Consider the following 18,329-nt stretch of genomic DNA (forward strand, 5'->3'; position numbering starts at 1 on the left):
ATGACACTGCGCCGCGGCCGCCGTCTGGCCATCGATGTCGGTGACGCCCGGATCGGGGTCGCCTCGTGCGACCCCGATGGGGTGTTGGCCACACCGGTGGAGACCGTTCCGGGCCGGGACATCCCCTTCGCCCACCGGCGGCTGCGGCAGCTCGTCGCGGAGTACGAGCCCATCGAGGTGGTGGTCGGCCTGCCCCGCTCGCTCAGCGGGCGGGAGGGGCCGGCCGCGGCCAAGTGCCGCGCCTTCGCCACGGAACTCGCCAAGGGGATCAAGCCCGTGACGGTCCGTCTGGTGGACGAGCGGATGACCACGGTCACCGCGGCCCAGGGCCTGCGGGCCTCGGGGAAGAACGCGAAGAAGGGCCGGTCGGTCATCGACCAGGCGGCCGCCGTGGTGATCCTGCAGAACGCTCTGGAGACCGAACGGGTATCAGGTAATCCGCCCGGTGAGTGCGTCGAAGTGGTTGTCTGATCGCGATACGGTAACGTTCCGCGCCATGTGACGGCATTCGAACAGCCGTCGCCCACCAGACGAGGCGGCACCGTGTGTCGTGGCAGACGGAGCCGCGGCCAACGCCCTGCGGCGCGCTAGGGGATCGATGACTGAGTATGGCCGGGGCCCTGGCCCCGAACCGTGGCACCCCGAGGACCCGCAGTACGGGGACCAGGGGTGGACCGGGCACGAGGCCCAGCAGGGTCAGATGCCCTACGTCGGTGACCCGCAGCAGTACCAGCAGGAGCCTGCGCCCCAGCAGGGCTACTACCAGCAGCAGGGCCAGTACCCCCAGGCCCAGCAGATGCCGTACCCGCAGCAACAGCAGCAGGTGCCGTATCCCCAGCAGCCGCAGCAGTACCAGCAGCACCCGCAGCACCCGCAACAGCACGACTCGTACGGCGGTCAGGGCCAGGTCTGGGACACCGGGCAGGGCCACTACGCCGGGGCACCGCAGGCTGCCGACCCGTACGCGGGTGCGGATCCGTACGCGCAGCAGCAGACGAGCGGCTACCCCGGCGAGGCCCCCGACCTCTACGGCACCTCCGAGGCCTTCCCGCCGCCGCGGCCCCCGAGCCAGCGGCATCTCGACACGGAGGCGGACTGGCCGGAAGAGGACTCCAAGGCCGACCAGGCCGCGGACACCTTCCTGGCCGGCGGAGACGGTGGCGAGGACGACGGTGACGGCGACGACGGCGGGCGAGGCGGCCGCCGGTCGGGCCGCTCCGGCGGTCAGCCGAAGAAGCGCAGCGGCATGGCCTGCCTCATCGCGGCCGTGGTCATCGTCGGCGTGCTCGGCGGTGGCGGCTACTACGGCTACAACTTCATCAAGGACAAGTTCGGCGCGGCCGAGGACTTCGCGGGCGACGGCATCGACGAGACGATCGACGTCGAGATCCCCAAGGGCGCGGGCCTGGGCCAGATGGGCCGCATCCTCAAGGAGGCGGGCGTCGTCGCGAGCGCCCAGGCGTTCGTGGACGCCGCCAACGCCGCCCCGGACGGCAAGGGCAAGGCGATCCAGCCCGGCGTCTATCCGCTGAAGAAGAAGATGTCGGCGGCCGCGGCGGTCCAGGTCATGATCGACCCCTCCAAGCTGCACGTGCTCACCGTCACCGAGGGCATGCGCAACAGCACGGTCTACGACGCGATCGACAAGAAGCTCGAGAAGCCGGCCGGCACCACCAAGGACATCGCCTTCAAGCAGGCCAAGACCCTCGGCCTGCCGGCATGGGCGAACAACGACCCGAAGATCATCGACCCCCTCGAGGGGTTCCTGTACCCGATGCGCTACGACCTGACCAAGGACAGCACTCCCGAGTCCCTGCTCAAGCAGATGGTCAAGAACGCGACCGACAAGTACACGGAGCTCGGGGTCGAGGGCAAGGCCAAGGAGCTGGGCCTGGAGAACCCGCTCCAGGTGATCACGGTCGCCAGCCTCGTCAACGCCGAGGGCAAGAACCACGACGACTTCCGGAAGATGTCGGAGGTGGTCTACAACCGCCTCAAGAAGACCAACGACGTCACCAACCAGAAGATCGAGTTCGACTCGACGTACAACTACGTCAAGAACCAGAGCGAGATCAACTTCAACCTCAAGGAAGCCAAGGCCTTCGTCAACCCGTACAACACGCACAACGTCAAGGGGCTGCCGCCCGGCCCGATCGGGAACCCCGGTATGGACGCGCTGACCGCTACGCTCAGCCCGGACCACGGCGGCTGGATGTTCTTCGTGTCGGTCGACGGCAACACGACGACCTTCACCAAGACCTACGACGAGCACCTCAAGCTCGTGGCCGAGTTCCAGGAACGACAGAAGCAGAAGAACGGCGGGTAGCAGGACATGTCACGGATACGGGCCGCGGTGCTGGGTTCGCCCATCGAGCACTCCCTCTCGCCGGTGCTGCACCGCGCCGCGTACCAGGAGCTCGGCCTCGGGGAGCGGTCGTACGACCGCTTCGAGATCGACGAGGCCGCGCTCCCCGGATTCATGGCACAGCTCGGCCCCGAGTGGGCCGGGCTGTCGCTGACCATGCCGCTCAAGCGGGCGGTCATCCCGCTGCTCGACGAGATCAGCGACACGGCCGCCTCCGTGGAGACCGTCAACACCGTCGTCTTCACCGAGGACGGCCGCAGGGTCGGTGACAACACCGACATCCCCGGCCTGCTCGCCGCCCTGGGCGAGCAGGGCATCCAGAAGGTGGAGTCCGCCGCCGTCCTCGGCGCGGGCGCCACCGCCTCCTCGGCGCTCGCCGCACTCGCCCGGATCTGCACCGGCGAGGTGACGGCGTACGTACGCTCCGAGGCCCGCGCCGCGGAGATGCGCGAGTGGGGCGAGCGGCTCGGCGTGGACGTCCGTACGGCCGACTGGTCGCGGGCGGCCGAGGCGCTGGCCGCGCCGCTGGTCATCGCCACCACCCCGGCCGGGGCCACGGACGAGCTGGTCGGCTCCGTGCCCGCCGCCACGGGCACCCTCTTCGACGTCCTGTACGACCCCTGGCCCACGCCCCTGGCGGCGGCCTGGACGCAGCGGGGCGGCAAGCTCCTCGGCGGCCTCGACCTCCTGGTCCACCAGGCGGTCCTCCAGGTCGAGCTGATGACCGGCTGCCCCACCGCCCCGCTCGCCGCGATGCGCGCCGCGGGCGAGGCGGCACTGCGCGCCCGCCACTGAGCGGCACGGGAACGCCTGCGCGATCGCTTCCTAGATCCACATCTCGCCCCGGGCAGAGGTGCGCCGCCGTCCGATAGCTGGACCGGAGGGCGGTGTCCGGGCCCGGACATGGGAGGATCGGGTGAAGGCGGGTCAGGGCCGCGCACCCGATCGCGCCATCGACGGATCAGGCGCGAGCACGAGGAGCATCGTTGAGCAGGTTGCGTTGGCTGACGGCCGGGGAATCGCACGGCCCGGCGCTGGTGGCGACGCTGGAGGGTCTTCCCGCCGGCGTCCCGGTCACCACGGAGCTGGTGGCCGAACACCTGGCCCGGCGCCGGCTCGGCTACGGCCGCGGTGCCCGGATGAAGTTCGAGCAGGACGAGGTCACCATCCTCGGCGGTGTCCGCCACGGCCTGTCCCAGGGCGGCCCCGTCGCCGTCATGATCGGCAACAGCGAGTGGCCCAAGTGGGAGACCGTGATGTCGGCCGACCCGGTCGACCCCTCGCTCCTGAAGGAGACCGGCCGCAACGCCGCGCTCACCCGCCCCCGCCCCGGTCACGCCGACCTCGCGGGCATGCAGAAGTACGGCTTCTCCGAGGCCCGGCCGATCCTGGAGCGCGCCAGCGCCCGGGAGACCGCCGCCCGCGTCGCCCTCGGCGCCGTCGCCCGGTCCTTCATCAAGGAGGTGGCCGGCATCGAGATCGTCTCCCACGTGGTGGAGCTGGCCGCGGCCAAGGCCCCGTACGGCGTCTACCCGACCCCCGCCGACGTCGAGAAGCTCGACGCCGACCCGGTGCGCTGCCTCGACGCCGACGCGTCGAAGCAGATGGTCGCGGAGATCGACCAGGCCCACAAGGACGGCGACACCCTCGGCGGCGTCGTGGAGGTCCTCGCCTACGGGGTGCCCGTCGGCCTCGGCTCGCACGTGCACTGGGACCGCCGCCTCGACGCGCGCCTCGCGGCCGCGCTCATGGGCATCCAGGCCATCAAGGGCGTCGAGGTCGGCGACGGCTTCGAGCTGGCCCGCGTGCCCGGCTCCAAGGCCCACGACGAGATCGTCTCCACCCCCGAGGGCCTCAAGCGGACCTCCGGTCGCGCCGGCGGCACCGAGGGCGGGCTCACCACCGGCGAGCTGCTGCGCGTGCGCGCCGCGATGAAGCCGATCGCGACCGTGCCGAAGGCCCTCGCGACCGTGGACGTCGCCACCGGCGAGGCCACCGTCGCGCACCACCAGCGCTCCGACGTCTGTGCGGTGCCCGCCGCGGGCATCGTCGCCGAGGCCATGGTCGCCCTGGTGCTGGCTGACGCCGTCGTCGAGAAGTTCGGCGGCGACTCGGTCCCCGAGACCCGCCGCAACGTCCAGTCGTACCTCGACAACCTGCAGATCCGGTGACCGGCGCCCGTGCGGACGGACCCCTGGTGGTCCTCGTCGGCCCCATGGGGTCCGGCAAGTCCACCGTGGGCGAGCTGATCGCCCAGCGGCTCGGAGTCTCCTACCGGGACACCGACGCCGACATCGTGGCGGCCCAGGGCCGGGAGATCTCCGACATCTTCGTGGACGAGGGCGAACCGTACTTCCGCGAGCTGGAGCGGGAGGCGGTCGCCGCGGCCGTCGCCGGACACGAGGGAGTCCTCGCCCTCGGCGGCGGCGCCGTCCTCGACGAGAAGACGCGCGGACTGCTGACCGGGCTGCCCGTCGCCTACCTCTCGATGGACGTCGAGGAAGCCGTCAAGCGTGTGGGCCTCGGCGCCGCGCGCCCGCTGCTCGCCGTCAACCCGCGCCGCCAGTGGCGCGAGCTGATGGAGGCCCGGCAGCACCTGTACACCGAAGTCGCGCGCGTCGTGGTGGCCACCGACGCCCGTACCCCCGAAGAGGTCGCCCAGGCGGTCCTCGACGCTCTGGAGTTGAAGAACGCATGACAGACCAGGTGACGCGGATCCAGGTCGGCGCGAGCGCCGGGCACGACGCGTACGAGGTGCTGGTCGGCCGGCAGCTGCTCGGCGAGCTCGGCTCCCTGATCGGTACGAAGGCCCAGCGGGTCGCCGTGATCCACCCCGAGGCGCTCGCCTCGACCGGTGAGGCCCTGCGGGACGACCTCGCCGCGCAGGGGTACGAGGCCATCGCCATCCAGGTGCCGAACGCCGAAGAGGCCAAGACGGCCGAGGTGGCGGCGTACTGCTGGAAGGCGCTGGGCCAGTCCGGCTTCACCCGCAGCGACGCCGTCGTCGGCGTCGGCGGCGGAGCCACCACCGACCTCGCGGGCTTCGTCGCGGCCTCCTGGCTGCGCGGGGTGCGCTGGATCGCCGTCCCGACCACCATCCTGGCGATGGTGGACGCGGCCGTCGGCGGCAAGACCGGCATCAACACCGCCGAGGGCAAGAACCTCGTCGGCGCCTTCCACCCGCCGGCCGGAGTGCTCTGCGACCTGGCGGCGCTGGACTCGCTGCCGGTTAACGACTACGTCAGCGGGCTCGCCGAGATCATCAAGGCCGGATTCATCTCCGACCCGGTGATCCTCGACCTGATCGAGGCGGACCCCGAAGCGGCGCGCACGCCCGCCGGCCCGCACACGGCCGAGCTGATCTGCCGCTCCATCCAGGTCAAGGCCGACGTGGTCTCCAGCGACCTCAAGGAATCGGGCCTGCGGGAGATCCTCAACTACGGGCACACCCTCGCGCACGCCATCGAGAAGAACGAGCGCTACAAGTGGCGCCACGGTGCGGCCGTCTCGATCGGCATGGTCTTCGCCGCCGAACTGGGCCGGCTCGCTGGCCGGCTCGACGACGCGACCGCGGACCGGCACAAGGCCGTCCTCGCCTCGGTGGGGCTGCCGCTGACCTACCGCGGCGACCAGTGGCCCAAGCTGCTGGAGACCATGAAGCTCGACAAGAAGTCCCGCGGCGACCTGCTGCGCTTCATCGTCCTGGACGGGCTGGCGAAGCCGACCGTCCTGGAGGGTCCCGACCCGGCCGTCCTCGTGGCGGCGTTCGGCGAGGTCACCGCCTGATCCGGGTCACTGTGCGAGCCGGTTCGGGGCGGTGTGAACCAGCCCGAACCGGCTTGAACCGGACCACCTCTCGACCGTGTGACCCGGCAGGCCGCCGGGGTCATATAACGTTCTCGCATCAGTCGTGGTGGAACGAGACGGAGTGGCAGCGGATGCAGCAGGGAGTGGGAGGCGGCGGCTGGGAGCCGCAGGGGAGTCGTCACCCGGCGGCGCCCCCGCAGCCGGTGGTGCCGCCCGTGACCGGCTGGCCCGTGCCGGCCGTGCCTCCCCTGCCCTCCGTGCCCGCTCCGCCGCAGGCCGCGCCGGGTCCGCCGGACGGGTTCACCGGGCACGTCCCGCTGCCTCCCGCCGCTCCCGGCACCGGCGGAGCCGTCCTCGCGGTCCTGCTGATCGGCCCCGCGGGCGCCGGCAAGACCACGGTGGCCCGCCACTGGGCCGGCACCCGGCCCGTCCCCACCGCGCACATCAGCCTGGACGACGTACGGGAATGGGTGTGCTCGGGCTTCGCGGACCCGCAGGCCGGATGGAACGACCACTCCGAGGCCCAGTACCGCCTGGCCCGCCGCACCTGCGGCTTCGCCGCCCGGAACTTCCTGGCCAACGGCATCTCGTGCATCCTCGACGACGCCGTGTTCCCGGACCGGCCGGTGGTGGGCCTCGGCGGCTGGAAGCGCCACGTGGGACCCGCGCTGCTGCCCGTCGTGCTGCTGCCCGGCCTGGAGATCGTCCTGGAACGCAACGCCGCCCGCTCCGGGAACCGGCGCCTCTCCGACGAGGAGGTCGCGCGGATCCACGGCCGCATGGCCGGCTGGTACGGATCCGGGCTGCCGATCATCGACAACTCCCACCTGGACGTCGAGGGCACCGCCCGCGCCCTGGACGAGACCCTGGCCCGGGTCATCTCGCAACCCGCCTACTGACATCCGCGCCCGCGCGCGCCCACGGCGCCCGCGGGGCCGCGCCCGGCCCCCGTACGGCGGCGCTCACCAGGCCGGATGGGCGCAGCGCTCGTAGGCTCGGAAACATGTCAGACGTGTACGCGGCCCGCCGGGGCCTGCTTCGCGACCGCTGTGCGGCCGCCGGAAACGCCGCCGCACTCATCACGCGTCCGGCGAACGTCCGCTACCTCTCCGGGGCGTCGCCGCTGGGTGCGGTCCTGCTGGTCGGTCCGAGCGGCGAGGACATGCTGTTCTGCGCCGGGCAGCCCTCCGGGGAGGCAGACGAGGGACGGCTCGACGAGAACCTGCGGCTCTCCGTGCTGGCCGGCCCGGGATCGGATCCCGCCGTCGCGGCGGCCGACGCGGCCTCCGCCGCCCGCGCCGACTCCCTCGCCGTCGAGGAACACCACCTCACCGTCGGCCGGCACCGGGCCATCGGCTCGGTGGCCCCCCGACTGCGCCTCGCCGATCTGGGCACCGCCGTGGAGCAGCAGCGCCTCGTCAAGGACGAGGAGGAGATCGCCTGCCTGCGGATCGCCGCCGAGATCGCCGACCAGGCCCTCGGGGAGCTGCTGGAATCGATCCTCGTGGGCCGCACCGAACGGCACCTCGCCCTGGAGCTGGAACGCCGGCTCGTGGACCACGGGGCGGACGGTCCCGCCTTCCCGACCTCCGTCGGCACGGGCCCGCACTCCGGCCGCTCCCGGCACCGGCCCTCGGACCGGCGGGTCGAGGAGGGTGATTTCCTCTCCGTCTGCCTCGGTGCGAACTACCGGGGCTACCGGTGCGAGATCGGCCGCACCTTCGTGATCGGCACGACCCCCGCCGACTGGCAGATCGAGCTCTACGACCTGGTCTTCGCCGCCCAGCGGGCGGGCCGGGAGGCCCTGCTGCCCGGGGCCGCGTACCGCGACGTGGATCATGCGGCCCGCTCCGTCCTCGACTCCGCAGGTCACGGCGAGGCCCTCGCGGCGTGGACCGGACACGGAGTCGGGCTCGAAATCGACGAGGACCCGCAGCTTGCACCTACGGCCATGGGTAAACTGGACGCTTGCGTGCCGGTCACCGTCGAACCGGGGGTTCACCTCCCCGGCCGGGGCGGTGTCCGGATCGATGACACGCTCGTCGTGCGCCCCGAGGCGGACGGCGGTCCCGAGCTACTCACCATTACGACCAAGGAGCTGCTCGCGCTCTAGCCCGCACCGCCGGGCTGTGCGCGCACCCGTGGTCTTCCAGTGCAGGAGATTTCCTAACCGTGGCTTCCACGAACGACCTCAAGAACGGCATGGTGCTCAAGCTCGAAGGTGGCCAGCTCTGGTCCGTCGTCGAGTTCCAGCACGTCAAGCCCGGCAAGGGCCCGGCCTTCGTGCGCACCAAGCTGAAGAGCGTCATGTCCGGCAAGGTCGTCGACAAGACGTTCAACGCCGGCACCAAGGTCGAGACGGCCACCATCGACCGCCGCGACATGCAGTTCTCCTACATGGACGGCGAGTACTTCGTCTTCATGGACATGGAGGACTTCGACCAGCTGATGGTCGACAAGAAGGCCGTCGGCGACGCCGCCAACTTCCTGATCGAGGGCTTCACCGCCTCCGTGGCCCGCCACGAGGGCGAGGTGCTCTACGTCGAGCTCCCGGCCGCCGTCGAGCTGACCATCGAGCACACCGACCCGGGCGTCCAGGGCGACCGCTCCACCGGTGGCACCAAGCCGGCGACGCTGGAGACGGGCCACGAGATCCAGGTCCCGCTCTTCATCAACACCGGCGAGAAGATCAAGGTCGACACCCGCACCAGCGACTACCTCGGCCGGGTGAACAGCTAACCGTGGCTGCCCGGAGCAACGCGCGCAAGCGCGCTTTCCAGATCCTGTTCGAGGCCGACCAGCGCGGGGTCTCCGTGCGGGAGGTCCTCGCGGACTGGGTCCGCCACTCGCGGTCGGACACCGACCGTCAGCCCCCGGTGAACGAGTTCACCATGGAGCTCGTCGAGGGGTACGCCGACAAGGTGGACCGCATCGACGATCTGATCGCCACCTACGCCGTGGACTGGGACCTCGACCGCATGCCGGTCGTGGACCGGAACATCGTGCGTCTCGGTGCCTACGAGCTGATCTGGGTCGACGGAACCCCGGACGCCGTGGCCATCGACGAGGCCGTCCAGCTGGCCAAGGAGTTCTCCACGGACGAGTCGCCCTCGTTCGTGAACGGACTGCTGGGCCGCTTCAAGGACCTCAAGCCGAAGCTGCGCCGCAGCGAGAGCTGACGCGCGCCGGTACGGCGAGAACGGAGGGCCCGCAGCGCACGCGCGCTGCGGGCCCTCCGTCGTACGCGCCGATGGGGCCCGAGGGCCCGTGTACGGGCATGAAAAAGCCGGTGGGTGCCGGGAGCCTGACAGGCTCCCGGCACCCACCGGTAAACGTTTCTGCTGAGGCTCGGGGGACTAGACGTCCTCGTGCGCCACCGCGCGACGCGCGTCCGCGTCCAGGACGCCCCAGCTGATGAGCTGCTCGGTCAGGACCGAGGGCGACTGGTCGTAGATGACGGCGAGGGTGCGCAGGTCGTCCTGGCGGATCGAGAGCACCTTGCCGTTGTAGTCGCCGCGCTGGCTCTGGATGGTCGCCGCGTAACGCTGCAGCGGGCCGGCCTTCTCGGCGGGGACGTGGGCGAGGCGCTCCAGGTCCAGGCGCAGCTTCGGCGGCGGCTCGGCCGCTCCGCCGGGGGTCGTACCCGGCAGCAGCTCCTGGACGGGAACCCCGTAGAAGTCCGCCAGCTCGGCGAGACGCTGGACGGTCACGGCGCGGTCTCCGCGCTCGTAGGAACCGACCACCACGGCCTTCCACCGGCCCTGGGACTTCTCCTCGACACCGTGGAGGGAAAGGCCCTGCTGGGTGCGGATGGCGCGGAGCTTGGCCCCGAGCTGCTTGGCGTATTCGCTGGACATAACGCTCCCGGACGCTGTGACGACATGACCACGTGCGGCTCCGCCGCGCGGCTGGTAACTCACTGTGAGGTTACGCAGCGTTACTTGGATGCGTCAAGCCGAATGGTCGCCAACGCCCACGTAAGAGGGGTCCTGGGCTGCCCCGATGTCCGGTCGCGGGAATCCCCCTGGTACCGTGGAACGCGTACATCCGACGTCCTTTAAGGTCCGTCCCGTGAGGCGGAGAAGGAGGTCCTTTTCATGGACACCCAGCAGTCTCGGAACAGCGGCACCGATGCCGACGTCATGCGCCCCGTTCTCGAAGCGCAGGACATCGCCCGTGTTCTGACCCGCATCGCCCACGAAATCGTCGAACGCGCCAAGGGCGCCGACGACGTGGTGCTCCTCGGCATTCCCACCCGCGGTGTCTTCCTCGCCCGCCGGCTGGCCGCCAAGCTCGAAGAGATCACCGGTGTGAAGATCCCGGTCGGCTCCCTCGACATCACCATGTACCGCGACGACCTGCGGATGAAGCCCGCCCGGGCGATCGGCCGCACCGAGATTCCCGGCGACGACATCGACGGCCGCCTGGTCGTCCTCGTCGACGACGTCCTCTTCTCCGGCCGCACCATCCGCGCCGCCCTCGACGCCCTCGGCGACATCGGCCGCCCCCGCGCGGTGCAGCTCGCGGTCCTCGTCGACCGCGGCCACCGCGAACTGCCGATCCGCGCCGACTACGTCGGCAAGAACCTCCCCACGTCGCTGCGGGAGAACGTCCAGGTCCAGGTCCAGGAGGAGGACGGCCGCGACGCCGTGCTGCTCGGCCAGCGGACCGACCGGGCAGCCGGGCAGTAGCCCCTCGCCTACGGCCGGGCCCCTCGGGTCCGCGCCGCAGCCTGCCCTGCCCTGCGCACCCCAAGCCAGCCCGCCTGTCTGCCCCACCGACTTACGGAGCACCCGGATGAAGCGCCACCTCATCTCGGCCGCCGATCTCACGCGCGACGACGCCGTCCTGATCCTCGACACCGCCGAGGAGATGGCCCGCGTCGCGGACCGGCCGATCAAGAAGCTGCCCACCCTGCGCGGCCGCACGATCTGCAACCTCTTCTTCGAGGACTCGACCCGGACCCGGATCTCCTTCGAGGCCGCCGAGAAGCGCCTCTCCGCCGACGTCATCAACTTCGCGGCCAAGGGGTCCAGCGTCTCCAAGGGCGAGTCCCTCAAGGACACCGCCCAGACCCTGGAGGCCATGGGCGTCGACGCGGTCGTCATCCGCCACCACGCCTCCGGCGCGCCCTACCGGCTCGCCACCTCCGGCTGGATCGACGCCCCGGTGATCAACGCCGGCGACGGCACCCACGAGCACCCCACCCAGGCCCTGCTCGACGCCTTCACCATGCGCCGCCGCCTGGTCGGCAAGGACGCCGGGCTCGGCAAGGACCTGAACGGCCGCCGGATCACCATCGTCGGCGACGTCCTGCACAGCCGGGTCGCCCGCTCCAACGTCCACCTGCTGCACACCCTCGGCGCCCAGGTCACCCTGGTGGCCCCGCCGACCCTGGTGCCCGTCGGCGTCGAGGCCTGGCCGTGCGAGATCTCGTACAGCCTGGACGAGGTGCTGCCGAAGTCCGACGCCGTGATGATGCTGCGGGTGCAGCGCGAGCGGATGAACGCCGCCTTCTTCCCGACGGAGCGCGAGTACTCCCGCCGCTACGGCCTGGACGGCGCCAGGATGGCCCGCATGCCCGAGCACGCCATCGTGATGCACCCCGGCCCGATGGTCCGCGGCATGGAGATCACCGCCGAGGTCGCCGACTCCGACCGGTGCACGGTCATCGAGCAGGTCACCAACGGCGTCTCGATCCGCATGGCCGTCCTGTACCTGCTGCTCGGAGGCTCCGAGCCCGCCGTCACCACCGCCAGCACGCCCCGCACCGAGGAGAGCAAGTAACCATGAGCAAGATCCTTATCCGTGGCGCGAAGGTACTCGGTGGAGACGTCCAGGACGTCCTGATCGACGGCGAGACCATCTCCGCCGTGGGCACGGACCTCGACGCAGGCGACGCCACCGTCGTCGAAGCCGCGGGCCAGGTCCTCCTCCCCGGCCTCGTCGACCTCCACACCCACCTGCGCGAGCCCGGCCGCGAGGACTCCGAGACCGTCCTCACCGGCACCCGCGCCGCCGCCTCCGGCGGCTACACCGCCGTCTTCGCCATGGCCAACACCTTCCCCGTCGCCGACACCGCCGGCGTCGTCGAGCAGGTGTGGCGCCTGGGCAAGGAGTCCGGCTACTGCGACGTCCAGCCCATCGGCGCCGTCACCGTCGGCCTCGAAGGCAAGCAGCTCTCCGAGCTGGGCGCCATGCACGAGTCCGCCGCCCGCGTCACCGTCTTCTCGGACGACGGCAAGTGCGTGGACGACGCGGTGATCATGCGCCGCGCCCTGGAGTACGTGAAGGCCTTCGGCGGCGTCGTCGCCCAGCACGCCCAGGAGCCCCGCCTCACCGAGGGCGCCCAGATGAACGAGGGCATCGTCTCCGCCGAGCTCGGCCTGGGCGGCTGGCCGGCCGTCGCCGAGGAATCGGTGATCGCCCGCGACGTCCTGCTCGCCGAGCACGTCGGCTCCCGGGTCCACATCTGCCACCTCTCCACCGCCGGCTCCGTCGAGATCATCCGCTGGGCCAAGTCCCGCGGCATCGACGTGACCGCCGAGGTCACCCCGCACCACCTGCTCCTCACCGACGAGCTCGTGCGCTCGTACAACCCGGTCTACAAGGTCAACCCGCCGCTGCGCACCGAGGCCGACGTCATGGCCCTGCGCGAGGCGCTGGCCGACGGCACGATCGACATCGTCGCCACCGACCACGCCCCGCACCCGCACGAGGACAAGGACTGCGAGTGGGCCGCCGCCGCCATGGGCATGGTGGGCCTGGAGACCGCGCTCTCCGTCGTCCAGCAGACGATGGTGGAGACCGGACTGCTCGACTGGGCGGGCGTGGCCGAGCGCATGTCCTTCGCCCCGGCGCGCATCGGCAGCCTCCCGAACCACGGACGCCCCGTCTCGGCAGGTGAACCCGCGAACCTGACCTTGGTCGATACCTCGTACCGTGGTGTCGTGGACCCCGCACACTTCGCTTCCCGCAGCCGCAACACGCCTTACGAGGGCCGTGAGCTGCCGGGTCGCGTCACTCACACCTTCCTGCGGGGCCGGGCAACGGTCGTGGACGGGACGCTGGCGTGACACCTGCAGTAATCCAACTGGCCGCCGAGGCGACGCGACAGTCGGCGGAGGTGACGGACTGGGGCGCCCGCATCGCGTGGGTGATCGGTCTGCTCGTCTTCATCGCCTTCGTGTACTGGCTGATGCGGCAGGGCTGGAAATGGCGCGGCACCCTGCAGAGCGATCTGCCGGAGCTGCCCGCCGCCCCCGGCGGTCTCCCCGAGCACCGGCTGGCCCTGACCGGCCGGTACCACGGGTCCACCACCGCCGGGCAGTGGCTCGACCGCATCGTCGCCCACGGACTGGGCGTCCGCAGCCGGGTCGAGCTCGCGCTCACCGACGCGGGCCTCGACGTGGTCCGACCGGGTGCCACCGACTTCTTCGTACCGGCCGCGCAGCTGCGCGGCGCCCGCCTCGACAAGGGAATCGCGGGCAAGGTACTCACCGAGGGCGGTCTCCTCGTCGTCACATGGGCGCACGGCGACAGGCTGATCGACTCCGGATTCCGCTCCGACCGTGCGGCGGAACACGCCGCCTGGGTCGAAGCGATCAACGACATGAACCACTCACTCACCACGACGGAAGGCGCCGAACGATGACGACCTCCACCAGGGGAGCAGCCAAAGCTCCCGCCGTACTCGTCCTGGAGGACGGTCGCATCTTCCGCGGCCGCGCCTACGGCGCTGTGGGGGAGACCTTCGGCGAGGCCGTGTTCTCCACCGGCATGACCGGCTACCAGGAGACCCTCACCGACCCGTCGTACCACCGGCAGGTCGTCGTGATGACCGCCCCGCACGTGGGCAACACCGGCGTCAACGACGAGGACCCCGAGTCCTCCCGCATCTGGGTCTCCGGCTACGTCGTACGCGACCCCGCCCGCGTCCCCTCCAACTGGCGCTCCGTGCGCTCGCTCGACGAGGAGCTCGTCAAGCAGGGCGTCGTCGGCATCTCCGGAGTCGACACCCGCGCCCTCACCCGCCACCTGCGCGAGCGCGGCGCCATGCGCGTCGGCATCTTCTCGGGCGAGGCCTGGGAGGGCGTCCGCGACGAGGCGCTGCTGGCCAAGGTCCAGGCCGCCCCGCAGATGAAGGGCGCCGACCTCTCCGCCGAGGTCGCCACCAAGGAGACGTACGTCGTCCCCGCGATCGGCGAGAAGAAGTACACCGTCGCCGCCGTGGACCTCGGCATCAAGGGCATGACCCCGCACCGGATGGCCGAGCGCGGCATCGAGGTGCACGTGCTCCCCGCCACCGCCACCGTGGAGGACGTGTACGCGGTCAACCCCGACGGCGTGTTCTTCTCCAACGGCCCGGGCGACCCGGCCACCGCCGACCACGCGGTCTCCGTCATGCAGGGCGTCCTCGCCCGCAAGACCCCGCTCTTCGGCATCTGCTTCGGCAACCAGATCCTGGGCCGCGCGCTCGGCTTCGGCACCTACAAGCTGAAGTACGGCCACCGCGGCATCAACCAGCCGGTGCAGGACCGCACCACCGGCAAGGTCGAGATCACCGCGCACAACCACGGCTTCGCCGTGGACGCGCCCCTCGACAAGGTCTCGGACACCGCCTACGGCCGCGCCGAGGTCTCCCACGTCTGCCTGAACGACAACGTCGTGGAAGGCCTCCAGCTGCTCGACCAGCCGGCCTTCTCCGTCCAGTACCACCCCGAGGCAGCTGCCGGCCCGCACGACGCCGCGTACCTCTTCGACCGTTTCGTGAATCTGATGGAGGCCGAGCGTGCCTAAGCGCACCGATATCCAGTCCGTCCTGGTCATCGGCTCCGGCCCGATCGTCATCGGCCAGGCCGCCGAGTTCGACTACTCCGGGACCCAGGCCTGCCGCATCCTCAAGGCCGAGGGCCTGCGGGTGATCCTGGTGAACTCCAACCCCGCCACGATCATGACCGACCCGGAGATCGCCGACGCCACGTACGTCGAGCCGATCACCCCCGAGTTCGTCGAGAAGATCATCGCGAAGGAGCGCCCCGACGCGCTGCTCCCGACCCTCGGCGGCCAGACCGCGCTGAACACCGCCATCTCCATGCACGAGCAGGGTGTGCTGGAGAAGTACGGTGTCGAGCTCATCGGCGCCAACGTCGAGGCGATCAACAAGGGCGAGGACCGCGACCTCTTCAAGGGTGTCGTCGAGGCCGTCAACGCCAAGATCGGCTACGGCGAGTCCGCCCGCTCGGTCATCTGCCACACGATGGACGACGTCATCCAGGGTGTGGACACCCTCGGCGGCTACCCCGTCGTCGTGCGCCCCTCCTTCACCATGGGCGGCGCCGGCTCCGGCTTCGCCCACGACGAGGACGAGCTGCGCCGCATCGCCGGCCAGGGCCTCATGCTCTCCCCGACCACCGAGGTGCTCCTGGAGGAGTCCATCCTCGGCTGGAAGGAGTACGAGCTGGAGCTGATGCGCGACACCAAGGACAACGTCGTCGTCGTCTGCTCCATCGAGAACTTCGACCCGATGGGCGTCCACACCGGCGACTCCATCACGGTCGCCCCGGCGATGACGCTCACCGACCGCGAGTACCAGCGGCTGCGCGACATCGGCATCGCGATCATCCGCGAGGTCGGCGTCGACACCGGCGGCTGCAACATCCAGTTCGCGATCGACCCGGTCGACGGCCGCGTCATCGTCATCGAGATGAACCCGCGCGTGTCCCGGTCCTCCGCGCTCGCGTCGAAGGCCACCGGCTTCCCGATCGCCAAGATCGCCGCCAAGCTGGCCATCGGCTACACGCTCGACGAGGTCCCCAACGACATCACCGAGAAGACGCCGGCCTCCTTCGAGCCGTCCCTCGACTACGTCGTCGTCAAGGCCCCGCGCTTCGCCTTCGAGAAGTTCCCGCTGGCCGACGCCACCCTCACCACCACCATGAAGTCGGTGGGCGAGGCCATGGCCATCGGCCGCAACTTCACCGAGGCCCTGCAGAAGGCCCTGCGCTCGCTGGAGAAGAAGGGCTCGCAGTTCACCTTCGTCGGCCCCACCGGCGACAAGGAAGAGCTCCTCGCCACCGCGGTCCGCCCGACCGACGGCCGCATCAACACCGTCATGCAGGCCATCCGCGCCGGCGCCACCCAGGAAGAGGTCTTCGAGTACACGAAGATCGACCCCTGGTTCGTCGACCAGCTCTTCCTCATCAAGGAGATCGCGGACGAGCTCGCCGCCGCCGAGAAGCTCGAGCCCGAGCTGCTCGCCGAGGCCAAGCGCCACGGCTTCTCCGACAGCCAGATCGCCGAGATCCGCGGCCTGCGCGAGGACGTCGTCCGCGAGGTCCGCCACGCGCTCGGCGTCCGCCCGGTCTACAAGACGGTCGACACCTGCGCCGCCGAGTTCGCCGCGAAGACCCCGTACTTCTACTCCTCCTACGACGAGGAGTCCGAGGTCGCCCCGCGCGAGAAGCCCGCGGTCATCATCCTGGGCTCCGGCCCGAACCGCATCGGCCAGGGCATCGAGTTCGACTACTCCTGCGTCCACGCCTCCTTCGCCCTCAGCGACGCCGGCTACGAGACCGTGATGGTCAACTGCAACCCCGAGACCGTCTCCACGGACTACGACACCTCCGACCGCCTGTACTTCGAGCCGCTGACGCTCGAAGACGTGCTGGAGATCGTCCACGCCGAGTCCCTCGCGGGCCCCATCGCCGGCGTCGTCGTCCAGCTCGGCGGCCAGACCCCGCTGGGCCTCGCGCAGGCCCTCAAGGACAACGGCGTCCCGGTCGTCGGCACCCCGCCGGAGGCCATCCACGCCGCCGAGGACCGCGGCGCCTTCGGCCAGGTCCTCGCCGAGGCCGGCCTGCCCGCCCCCAAGCACGGCACCGCCACCACCTTCGCCGGCGCCAAGGCCATCGCCGACGAGATCGGCTACCCCGTCCTCGTACGCCCCTCGTACGTGCTCGGCGGCCGCGGCATGGAGATCGTCTACGACGAGGACCGGCTGTCCTCGTACATCGCCGAGTCCACCGAGATCTCGCCGACCCGCCCCGTGCTGGTCGACCGGTTCCTCGACGACGCGATCGAGATCGACGTCGACGCCCTCTACGACGGCACCGAGCTCTACCTCGGCGGCGTCATGGAGCACATCGAGGAAGCCGGCATCCACTCCGGCGACTCGGCCTGCGCCCTGCCCCCGATCACCCTCGGCGGCTACGACATCAAGCGGCTGCGCGCCTCCACCGAGGCCATCGCCAAGGGCGTCGGCGTCCGCGGTCTGATCAACATCCAGTTCGCGATGGCGGGTGACATCCTCTACGTCCTGGAGGCCAACCCGCGCGCCTCCCGGACGGTCCCCTTCACCTCGAAGGCGACCGCGGTCCCGCTCGCGAAGGCCGCCGCCCGCATCTCGCTCGGCGCCACCATCGCCGAGCTCCGCGAAGAGGGCATGCTCCCGAAGACCGGCGACGGCGGCACCCTGCCGCTCGACGCGCCGATCTCCGTCAAGGAGGCCGTCATGCCGTGGTCGCGCTTCCGCGACATCCACGGCCGCGGCGTCGACACCGTCCTCGGCCCGGAGATGCGCTCCACCGGCGAGGTCATGGGCATCGACTCCGTCTTCGGCACGGCGTACGCCAAGTCGCAGGCCGGCGCCTACGGCCCGCTGCCCACCAAGGGCCGCGCCTTCATCTCCGTCGCCAACCGCGACAAGCGCACGATGATCTTCCCGGCGCGCGAGCTCGTCGCCCACGGCTTCGAGCTGATGGCCACCTCCGGCACCGCCGAGGTCCTGCGCCGCAACGGCATCAACGCCACCGTCGTGCGCAAGCTCAGCGAGGGCGAGGGCCCGGACGGCGAGAAGACCGTCGTCCAGCTCATCCACGACGGCCAGGTCGACCTGATCGTCAACACCCCGTACGGCACCGGTGGCCGCCTCGACGGCTACGAGATCCGTACGGCCGCCGTGGCCCGCGGGGTCCCGTGCCTCACCACGGTCCAGGCGCTCGCCGCGGCCGTCCAGGGCATCGACGCGCTCAACCGCGGCGACGTGGGCGTCCGCTCGCTCCAGGAGCACGCGGAGCGCCTGACGGCGGCCCGCGACTAGCAGCCCGTACGAAAGGGGGGCATCGGCGACAGCGACCGGTGTCCCCCCTTTCATGAG

17 protein-coding genes are annotated in these 18,329 nt (G+C 70.9%); 16 read left to right on the top strand and 1 reads right to left on the bottom strand.

Translation table 11 applies throughout. The features are described from left to right. The 10 genes from ruvX (at position 1) to nusB (ending at position 9,351) form a co-directional block, all read left to right on the top strand. Positions 1-471 carry a Holliday junction resolvase RuvX gene (ruvX, locus tag ACZ60J_RS25855; RefSeq protein ID WP_469685351.1) on the top strand — a complete coding sequence of 157 codons (471 nt, stop codon included), beginning with the start codon at positions 1-3 and terminating at the stop codon, positions 469-471. 127 nt (positions 472-598) lie between these two features. Further along, the gene (gene mltG, locus ACZ60J_RS25860) at positions 599-2,326 is read left to right on the top strand and encodes an endolytic transglycosylase MltG (protein WP_469685353.1); all 1,728 of its coding nucleotides are present in this window, start codon (positions 599-601) and stop codon (positions 2,324-2,326) included. Between the two features lie 6 nt (positions 2,327-2,332). Further along, positions 2,333-3,160 carry a shikimate dehydrogenase gene (locus ACZ60J_RS25865; protein WP_469685354.1) on the top strand — a complete coding sequence of 276 codons (828 nt, stop codon included), beginning with the start codon at positions 2,333-2,335 and terminating at the stop codon, positions 3,158-3,160. A gap of 191 nt (positions 3,161-3,351) precedes the next feature. Beyond that, positions 3,352-4,536, top strand: a complete 1,185-nt coding sequence (gene aroC, locus ACZ60J_RS25870) for a chorismate synthase (protein WP_469685355.1) — start codon at positions 3,352-3,354, stop codon at positions 4,534-4,536. A 44-nt stretch (positions 4,537-4,580) separates the two neighbouring features. Then, positions 4,581-5,063, top strand: coding sequence for a shikimate kinase (locus tag ACZ60J_RS25875; protein ID WP_469685608.1), 483 nt, complete (start codon positions 4,581-4,583; stop codon positions 5,061-5,063). After that, positions 5,060-6,151: a 3-dehydroquinate synthase gene (gene aroB, locus ACZ60J_RS25880; RefSeq protein WP_469685357.1), complete on the top strand. Its 1,092-nt coding sequence runs from the start codon at positions 5,060-5,062 to the stop codon at positions 6,149-6,151. The genes ACZ60J_RS25875 and aroB overlap by 4 nt, the downstream gene beginning before the upstream one ends. 152 nt (positions 6,152-6,303) lie before the next feature. Next, complete coding sequence (locus tag ACZ60J_RS25885; protein WP_469685359.1) at positions 6,304-7,071, top strand: AAA family ATPase; 768 nt, start codon at positions 6,304-6,306, stop codon at positions 7,069-7,071. Between the two features lie 104 nt (positions 7,072-7,175). Then, positions 7,176-8,285 carry a M24 family metallopeptidase gene (locus ACZ60J_RS25890; protein WP_469685360.1) on the top strand — a complete coding sequence of 370 codons (1,110 nt, stop codon included), beginning with the start codon at positions 7,176-7,178 and terminating at the stop codon, positions 8,283-8,285. Positions 8,286-8,344: 59 nt separating this feature from the next. Next, positions 8,345-8,911 (top strand): elongation factor P, encoded by a 567-nt coding sequence (efp, locus tag ACZ60J_RS25895; RefSeq protein ID WP_266876513.1) that lies wholly within the window; start codon positions 8,345-8,347, stop codon positions 8,909-8,911. Positions 8,912-8,913: 2 nt separating this feature from the next. Continuing rightward, entirely contained in the window at positions 8,914-9,351 is a 438-nt protein-coding gene (gene nusB / locus ACZ60J_RS25900; protein WP_469685362.1) for a transcription antitermination factor NusB, read from the top strand. Positions 9,352-9,528: 177 nt separating this feature from the next. Here the strand turns inward: nusB and bldD are convergent, their stop codons facing one another. Beyond that, positions 9,529-10,029, bottom strand: coding sequence for a transcriptional regulator BldD (gene bldD, locus ACZ60J_RS25905; RefSeq protein WP_028814075.1), 501 nt, complete (start codon positions 10,027-10,029; stop codon positions 9,529-9,531). 240 nt (positions 10,030-10,269) lie between these two features. Here bldD and pyrR point away from each other — a divergent pair, with 240 nt between their 5' ends. The 6 genes from pyrR (at position 10,270) to carB (ending at position 18,272) form a co-directional block, all read left to right on the top strand. Continuing rightward, a complete protein-coding gene (pyrR, locus tag ACZ60J_RS25910) occupies positions 10,270-10,863 on the top strand; it encodes a bifunctional pyr operon transcriptional regulator/uracil phosphoribosyltransferase PyrR (RefSeq protein WP_469685364.1) in 594 nt (197 codons plus the stop codon). 106 nt (positions 10,864-10,969) lie between these two features. Continuing rightward, positions 10,970-11,959, top strand: a complete 990-nt coding sequence (locus tag ACZ60J_RS25915) for an aspartate carbamoyltransferase catalytic subunit (RefSeq protein ID WP_266959199.1) — start codon at positions 10,970-10,972, stop codon at positions 11,957-11,959. A gap of 2 nt (positions 11,960-11,961) precedes the next feature. Then, complete coding sequence (locus ACZ60J_RS25920; protein ID WP_469685366.1) at positions 11,962-13,248, top strand: dihydroorotase; 1,287 nt, start codon at positions 11,962-11,964, stop codon at positions 13,246-13,248. Continuing rightward, positions 13,245-13,826, top strand: coding sequence for a PH-like domain-containing protein (locus ACZ60J_RS25925; RefSeq protein WP_469685367.1), 582 nt, complete (start codon positions 13,245-13,247; stop codon positions 13,824-13,826). The genes ACZ60J_RS25920 and ACZ60J_RS25925 overlap by 4 nt, the downstream gene beginning before the upstream one ends. Then, on the top strand, positions 13,823-14,971 hold the full coding sequence (gene carA / locus ACZ60J_RS25930; RefSeq protein WP_469685369.1) for a glutamine-hydrolyzing carbamoyl-phosphate synthase small subunit: 1,149 nt from the start codon (positions 13,823-13,825) through the stop codon (positions 14,969-14,971). Before ACZ60J_RS25925 ends, carA begins: the two co-directional genes overlap by 4 nt. Next, the gene (gene carB, locus ACZ60J_RS25935) at positions 14,964-18,272 is read left to right on the top strand and encodes a carbamoyl-phosphate synthase large subunit (RefSeq protein ID WP_469685370.1); all 3,309 of its coding nucleotides are present in this window, start codon (positions 14,964-14,966) and stop codon (positions 18,270-18,272) included. The genes carA and carB overlap by 8 nt, the downstream gene beginning before the upstream one ends. The last annotated feature ends 57 nt before the right edge of the window (positions 18,273-18,329 follow it).

It is taken from the genome of Streptomyces sp. NPDC104226 (assembly GCF_055584085.1).